The sequence below is a fragment of the Thauera aminoaromatica S2 genome (assembly GCF_000310185.1).
GTDB lineage: Bacteria > Pseudomonadota > Gammaproteobacteria > Burkholderiales > Rhodocyclaceae > Thauera > Thauera aminoaromatica.
Genome location: NZ_AMXD01000161.1, coordinates 1 through 7,251, shown reverse-complemented (window position 1 = coordinate 7,251; position 7,251 = coordinate 1). Strand labels below are relative to the sequence as shown.

General features: G+C 65.4%; 3 protein-coding genes. 1 reads left to right on the top strand and 2 read right to left on the bottom strand.

The annotated features are described in order from the left end of the window. Window positions 1-201 precede the first annotated feature (201 nt). Window positions 202-972, bottom strand: a complete 771-nt coding sequence (locus C665_RS17090; RefSeq protein ID WP_004323887.1) for a GntR family transcriptional regulator — start codon at window positions 970-972, stop codon at window positions 202-204. 505 nt (window positions 973-1,477) lie between these two features. On the opposite strand from C665_RS17090, the gene C665_RS17085 reads away from it, so the two are divergent. Next, window positions 1,478-3,103, top strand: coding sequence for an NERD domain-containing protein (locus C665_RS17085; protein ID WP_004323885.1), 1,626 nt, complete (start codon window positions 1,478-1,480; stop codon window positions 3,101-3,103). Between the two features lie 92 nt (window positions 3,104-3,195). On the opposite strand, the gene C665_RS17080 is transcribed toward C665_RS17085, so the two are convergent. Then, window positions 3,196-7,059, bottom strand: a complete 3,864-nt coding sequence (locus tag C665_RS17080) for a DUF3427 domain-containing protein (protein WP_004323883.1) — start codon at window positions 7,057-7,059, stop codon at window positions 3,196-3,198. Between the last annotated feature and the right edge of the window lie 192 nt (window positions 7,060-7,251).

Here is a 7,251-nt window from a genome sequence, read left to right as displayed (position 1 = left end):
CGACGGCCGCGCCGGTCAGCGCGCGCTGCAGGCGCTGCGCGCGGCGGCGCGCTGACGGCCGCTCCCGCTTCCGGGGGCTCCAGGAAGTGAGCGCGGTCGCTCGCGTGGTGCGCGCGCGACCGCATGCAGAGGCGACTTCAGCGGCGGCCTCGATCCCTGCCCCCGCGGGGGATCTCGTGGCGCGAGCGGCCGCGGTACCGCTCAGACCGGTTCGCGCCGGCGCTGCGCGCGCTCGATCCGCTCGATCTCGTCGCGGTTGTCGTTCAATACTTCCTGCACGTAGTCCATGTGTTCGGACGCCAGGCGGCGGGCGTCCTCGGCGCGACCCTCCACGATGGCGCGATACAGCGCTTCGTGCTGGGCCAGCAGACGGTCGCGCACCGCGCTGCCGAGCGGCAGCATGCCGCCGATGTTGGTTACCACGTTGTGCTCGAGCAGCTCGAACAGGCTGCGGATGGTGTGCAGCAGCACCGCGTTGTGGCTGGCCTCGGCGATCGCGAGGTGGAAGAGAGCGTCGGCCCGCCCCTCGTCCGCGCGGCTGATGCGCCCCTGCTGCAGGTAGCAGTCCTGCACGCGCTCGAAGGCGGCCTTCAGGCGCTCGCGGTCGGGGGCGGTGGCGCGCTGCGCGGCGTAGTAGGCGCAGGCGCCCTCCAGGGTGTGGCGGAACTCGATGAGGTCGCGCTGGGCCTCGGGATTGCGCCCGAGCAGCTCGATCATCGGATCGCGGAACGAGGCACCGAGCGTGCTGTTCACGAAGGTGCCGCCGCCATGCCGGCTCACCAGCAGCCCGCGCGCCACCAGCTTCTGGATGGCCTCGCGCACGGACGGACGCGACACGCCGAACTCCTCGGCGAGCGCGCGCTCCGCGGGCAGGCGCTCGCCCGGGCGCAGGCTGCCCTCCAGCACCAGGGTCTCGATGCGCTCGACGATGCCGTCGGACAGGCGGCGGGGCTGGAGCGGGGCGGGTTTCATCGAGCGGACTTCCTTGGCGGTCGTTGTGTGGCGCGGGATGGGAATCTAGTCCGGCAGGGGCGCGGGGGCAAGGGGGGGCGGGTTGAGCGGACGCCCCATGCCCGGCGCGCCTTGGACCGACTCATGGAGAGTTCGCTGCGAGCTTTTTCTGTGTCCGTTGTCAGGGGGGCGCGGCAGGAGCCCCGCATCGTCCGCAGAGACGGTCGCTGGCGCGCAGCCCGTGGTCGGGCCAGTCCGCACAAGATCTGCATGTTGCTCGCGGTGTTCGATCTGGCTCGTGGTGTCTTGGTCATCCAGCATTAATCGCTGAGCGGGTGACTTTCAGGCTGTCCTTGGACACGATGCCGAGGGTGTTGCACACCCGTCTTCAGGGGCGCGTCCGTTACAAGTATTGGGCGTTACATGCCTGCTGCGCAGGCAGGAGTCGGGGTCTTGACCGACGCGGCCCCGACACACCCTGTGCCACAATCCGATCCGTCCTCCCCCACGACATTCGATTATCCCGATGGCGCAACTCTTCCCAACGATCGACGCCCTTCGCCACGACGGCGGCCTGTATCGCGAGCTCGATGTCCTCGAACGCCTGCAGCAGTCGCTGCCCGACGGATACGAGGTCTTCCACAGCGTCGCCTGGCAGACCGCGCATCACGGTGAGGGTCGGCACGGCGAGATCGACCTCGTCGTCCTGGCGCCGAGCGGCAACATCCTCCTGGTCGAGGTCAAGGCCGGCGAGCTCGCGCTGATCGAGGGCAATCTCGTCAAGCTTTACGGGCAACGCGAACACGATGTCGCCCGCCAGACCCGAGTGCAGCATGCGGCCATGCTCAACCGCCTTGCCGAGGCCGGCCTGCATGCGCACGTCACGGGCTGTGTCGTCCTTCCCGATTATCAGGTGGAAGACGCCCGCATCGTCTCGATGCCGCGTGAGCGCATCATCGACGCGAACGACTACTCGCACCTGGGCACCCGCGTGCGCGAGCTGCTGGAACAGGGGAGCAGCCGCAGCGATGTGGAATCGCTCCGTCGCTTCCTGGGCAACGTCTTCAAGGTCTCGATCGACCTTCAGGTGCTCGGTGACCAGGTGCGCCAGACGAGCCGCCGCCTCGCCGACGGCCTGGCGACCTGGGTGCCGCGCATTGCTTCGCCGTCCGGCGTCTTACGTATTCAGGCGACGGCAGGCTCCGGCAAGACGCAGCTTGCGCTGCGCCTGCTCGACGCCGCCGCCGCCGCAGGGCAGCGCGCGCTTTACGTCTGCTTCAACCGCACGCTGGCAGATCACATCGGCCACATCGCGCCGGCGCGTGCGCGGGTGTCGAGTTTTCACGAGCTCTGCGTGGAGCACTGGCGGCGCACGCAGGGTGAGCCGGACTTCACCGCCGAGGGCATCTTCCAGGCGGTCGTCGAGCGCTACGGCAGCGACGCACACAACTTCGAGGCCCTGTACGACCTCGTGATCATCGACGAGGGACAGGACTTCGACCCCGCCTGGGTCGCGAGCCTGCTACCGCAATTGAAGGAAGATGGGCGGCTCTATCTGCTCGAGGACGACGCGCAGCGTCTCTATGAGCGCGACGGGTACGATCTCGATGGAGCGGTCAATGTGCGCTGCAACGAAAACTTCCGTTCGCCGCGCGCCATCGTCGATGTGATCAATGCGCTCGGGCTGGCCGGCGGGACAGTCGAGGCGCGCAGCCCTTACGCCGGTGAGCTGCCGACTTTCCGCGCGTACGACGACGAGCGCGGCCTGCGCCGCGAGACCCTGGCGGCGGTGGAGGCCTTGCGCGAGCACGGGGTTCCGCTTGACGACATCGTCGTCCTGAGTGCGCGAGGACATGGTCGTTCGCTCCTGCTCAAGGAGGCGAAGCTGGGCACGTTGGGGCTGCGGAGGTTTCTGGGGCGATACACCGCTGACGGTGAGCCTGTGTGGTCAGGGGGCGAGCTCCTGATCGAGTCCGTGCATCGGTTCAAAGGGCAGAGCGCCATGGGGGTCGTGCTGACGGAGGTGGATTTCGAGCAGCTGGACGAAGGGGCGCGCAGGCGGCTGTTCGTGGGGATGACGCGGGCGCAGTTGGCGCTTGAGATTGTGGTGTCGCGGGCGGCGGAGGCGGCGCTGAGCGGGGCGCTTGCGTAATTTGTGTGCGCCACACCTTCCCCCGGGATCCGGGTCGTTGATCGGGGACTCGAGTCTGAGCGAAGCCATGGCTCACTGCCTCTGACCACGCCTCATCCAATTTCAAGCACGACGCTCATCGGCGAGCTCCCATCATGCGTCTTGTATCGAGCCTTCCCGAAATACATGAACGGCGCTGCCTTTCCGCCAGCCAGCTTTGTTTCTCGTACGAAGAGATGCAGTGTGATCCCCAGGTTCTGATGCTCGATGATCTCCCGTCCGCGTTTGCTCTCTGGAGTGGTCGAGTTCTGGCTCGACCACTGGAAGGTGTGATCGTCGATCCAGCGATCGAGATAGCGATGAACTTCTGACTTGCCTTGCTTGTTCAGCGTAACCAACAGCACGTGTGCATTACGCTCCGGGAGCACGACATGCCCGCTATTCCAGTTTCCCGGATTGAATTCGGCGCCGAAAAGGGACGGGATCTCTTCTCGCATGAAGGACTCGCCGACCGCCAGTTCGAGCGGATCGATGATCGCTTTCAGACGGGCGAGCGTACGTAGTTCTTCTGCCATTTCGGGTGTGACGTGGATGTCTTCGTAGTCGGGGTTGTTCGCGACGAGCACGTAGCTGCCGTCGCGCTGCTTGGTGACGACCCGTAGCAGGTACTGATCCTCACCCGTACGATCCTGACGCTCGATCGCCATGACGCTACCGGTGATCGAGCCGGCATTGCCTGGGCTGACGAGCTCAAGTAGCAGATAGTCGCCATCGCGGATCGGGTTCTTACCGCCGTTCATCGAGTTACCCGAGGCGCGGGCGATGAAGTGGCGGGCGGGGTCGAGGCGGCCGTAGCCAGTGCCGACGCGGCGATGTTCCTCGGCATCGGCGCGGGCGGTGCGGAAATGGCCGCAGGCGATGCGCAGATTGGGGAAATAGGGTAGCTCGGTCCTGTCCGGGCGCTGCTGCGGGAAAGGAATCACGTTGTCGGTACTGGCCGTCGTGCTCCGCCGGGCTTCATAGGCGGCCAGGCGGTAGTCGATCAGCTCCTGCACCATTTCCGTGAGCGTTTCCTGCTGCTCGGGCGCGACATCGAAAACGGGTTCGAAGCGATCACTCCGGACGCGGAATAGCTGGCTTTTCTGCCGTGTCTGGTTACCGCCGATCCACGCATTCACCGGGTTTTCACGCCAGTAGCGTTGCCAGCCGGTGGTCGTGCCGTCTTGGGTGTCTGCGAGGATGTCGGGAAGATCGGCGAGGAGTGGCCGGCGGCGCTGCAGAACCTGCCACGATCGCTCCGCGAGCTGGTCGAGGGTGGGCGTACGGTGCCAGCCGTCGAGTTCCTGGAAGGCTTCGAGGAGAACCATCTTGAAGCTCTTGGTCATCGCGGTGGTCTCGAGTTCGCGCAGCAGATCTTTGTGCGCGCCGAGGCTGGCGGATTCCGTCTGGGCGAGATCGCCCATCGTTTTCACGAGCCCGAACCAGCTTTCGTACTCATTGCGCATCCGCCCGAGGTTTGCGCCGCTGCGGTAGAACTCCGCGAGCGTCGGGCGGCGCCCCAGGCCGTCGCGTAGCGCCTCGTAGTCACGGGCGACACCATCCCCATCGAGCGACTTCAGAAAATCGATCAACTCCAAGTCGAAGTTGATGTAACAACCGGTCGGGAGTTCGAGCCGGTGCGTCTCGATCTTGCGCGCGAATTCTGCCAGCTGCTTGTACCCGCTGCCGATCTGGCCGAGCGCCTGGGGTTTGTGCAGGAAGCTGTGATGATTGCCGATGAAGTCGAGCACGACCAGGCGTTCCTTGCCTTCGGCGCGGCGAAGGCCGCGACCGAGTTGCTGCAGGAAGAGGATCTTGGACTCGGTGGGCCGCAGCATCAGGACGGTGTCGATCGCGGGCAGGTCAACGCCTTCGTTAAACAGATCGACCGAGAAGATCACCGCTAGCCGCCCCTCGGCGAGCTGCTCCAGCGCCTCTCCACGTGCGAGTTCGGAGCCGGCGTACACGGCGGCGGCTTCGATGCCTTGCAGTCGGAATTGCGTCGCCATGAACTCGGCGTGCCGTACTGACACACAGAAGGCGAGGGTGCGTTGCTGGGCCCGCTTGCGCCATTCCTTGAGTGCATGGCGGGCTCGGGCTAGGGTAGCGAGCTTGTTCGACAGCTTTTCGGGGTCGAAGCGGCCGTTGCGCCAGGGGATCTCCTCGTAGTCTACCGACGCATCCCAGACGCCGAAGTAGTGGAATGGCGCGAGCAGGCCGGCTTCGATGCCCGCGAAGAGATTGCGGTCGAAGACGAGGTTGTCGTCGCACAGGGACAGGATGTCGGACTGGTCGGTACGATCGGGCGTGGCGGTGAGGCCGAGCAGGAACTGCGGCGCGAAATGAGCGAGCAGGCGGCGATAGGTCGGGGCTGCGGCGTGGTGGAATTCGTCGATGATGATGTAATCGAAATGCTGCGGCGCGAAGCGCTCGAGGTGCGCGTTGCGGCCGAGTGTCTGCACCGAGGCGCATAGCACGTCGACCTGAGTGTCACGGGCCTGACCCATGTAAAAGCCGATACGCGCGCGCGGGCGGATGCGGACAAAGGTGTCTGCGGCCTGTTTGAGTATCTCTTCGCGATGGGCGACGAATAGCACGCGACGGGCACCGATTTGTTCGGCGTCGAAGGCGGCGAGCCAGGTCTTGCCGAGGCCCGTGGCGAGGACCACCAAACCGCGCAGATAGCCGTCGTGTCGGGTGCGGGTAAGCGCGGCCAGCGCCTCTTGTTGGATCGGTGTTGGGTTTGGGGGCTTCTCGCTCTCCTCGGCGCTCGGTTCGATCGGCCGTGGCGGCGGGACGCGGCGCGCTTCATAGCGCTCGATCCATGCGTCGGTGAGTTCTACCGTTCGTGGATCTCGGAAGATCTCCTCGAAGCGGGCGCGTGCTTCGAGGAAGCCGTCGTCACCTGGGTATTCGATGCGGTAGTTCCATTCCAGCCCGTCGGTGAGCGCTGGCCGGCTGATGTTGCTCGAGCCGATGAAGACGCTTCCGTGGAGCGCGCTTGGGCTGGGGAAGTGGGTAAATAGGTAGGCCTTGAGATGAAAGCTGCGACTGCCGGCCTCGAAGATCCGCACTCGTGCGCCTTGCGCCTGCAACAGCACCAGTAGCCGTAGTGCACTCGGGTCGGTGATATCGAGATAGTCGCTGGTTAGGATACGGACTCGTACCGGTAGGTGCGATTCGTCTGCCGAGCGGGCCAGCGCGTCATAAAGGTCCGGGAGTAGCAGGCGCAGTCCACTCGCCTGCACGAAAGACACGGCGAGGTCGATCTCGTCCGCAGTGGCGATCGAGCGGCAGAGCTGCGATAGCAGTGGGTGCTGCGGCTCTCCAGTGAAGAGGCGGTGCGTCGAGAGGGTCTTTCGACGTAGTAGACCATTGAGCCACTCCTCGCTGCGCTCTGGTCGTTGATCCCGCGTGATCCAGCATTCCACCGATTCCAATTCGGGCAGCCCTGCTACCCACTCGCTGAGCCGTGCCTCGGTTGCATCGGTGAAGTCGCGCTCCCCGGCGCGGCGTTCACATTCGCCGTGCTTGAAGCTGAGATAGAAGACTCCGCCCGGTTTGAGGCTTGCCCACAAGCGGGCGAGGGTGGCGGGCAAGTCGGCCTCCGGGACATGGAGCAGGCTGGCGCAGGCCCAGATGCCGTCGTAGCAACAGCGTTCCTCGACGTCGTCGAAGCGGCGTAACTCGACCGCCTGGCCGGAGTGTGCTTTCGCAATGTGTACGAGTTCGACGGAGGCGTCGAAGGCGCGTACCCGGAAGCCGGCTTGCATGAAGGCCTTGATGTCGCGTCCCGCGCCGCAGCCGGCATCGAGGATCAGCCCACCTGCGGGGACGTGCGCGAGAAAACGGTCGTGCAGCTCGGACATGTCCACGCCCAACGTGTCCTCGGCAAATCGGGTGGCCTCGATGTCGTAATAGCGGATGGTGCGGGACATTAGCGACCGCCTCAGTGCGCAGTGGGGCGGGGTAGGGGAATGTGGTGCTGGTGCATGGCAATAGGCTACCAGGTTGCCCCGCAGATGAGCGGTTGAGCAGGCTGGGCTCGCTGGCCGGCGACAATTAACCTGACCGGTCGACGACAACTATCCTGGCCGGTTGGATCTGCAGCCGGGAAGGTCCGGAAGCGA